At 52.4% G+C, this 597-nt stretch carries 1 rRNA gene; it reads right to left on the bottom strand.

The annotated features are described in order from the left end of the window. Positions 1 to 597: ribosomal RNA gene (locus tag QGT46_RS16795) — 23S ribosomal RNA — on the bottom strand; the annotation flags it as partial.

Here is a 597-nt window from a genome sequence, read left to right as displayed (position 1 = left end):
GACAGTGCCCAAATCATTACGCCTTTCGTGCGGGTCGGAACTTACCCGACAAGGAATTTCGCTACCTTAGGACCGTTATAGTTACGGCCGCCGTTTACTGGGGCTTAAGTTCAGACCTTCGCGATCACTCGCTAAGCCCTCCCCTTAACCTTCCAGCACCGGGCAGGCGTCAGCCCATATACTTCACCTTGCGGTTTTGCATAGACCTGTGTTTTTGCTAAACAGTTGCTTGGGCCAATTCTCTGCGGCCAGTCTTACCTGGCACTCCTTCTCCCGAAGTTACGGAGTCATTTTGCCGAGTTCCTTAACAACACTTCTCCCGTCGGCCTTAGGATTCTCTCCTCATCCACCTGTGTCGGTTTACGGTACGGGCACATAAAAAACAATAGCGGCTTTTCTTGACAGCTGGGGGCCTGGGCTTCCCTACTTTTGTTCGGTCCGCGTAACGCCTTTGCCTTGCATGGGGGATTTGCCTCCCATACGGCTACCTCGCTTGCACCAGTCTTTCCATTCCTGGCTCCCATTTCCCTTCTGTGTCCCCACAGTTCTGTTTTTATGTGGTACTGGAATCTCAACCAGTTATCCATCGACTACGGC

It is taken from the genome of Anaerostipes faecis (assembly GCF_910574135.1).
GTDB lineage: Bacteria > Bacillota > Clostridia > Lachnospirales > Lachnospiraceae > Anaerostipes > Anaerostipes hominis.
This window is presented reverse-complemented; position numbering and strand designations above follow the sequence as displayed.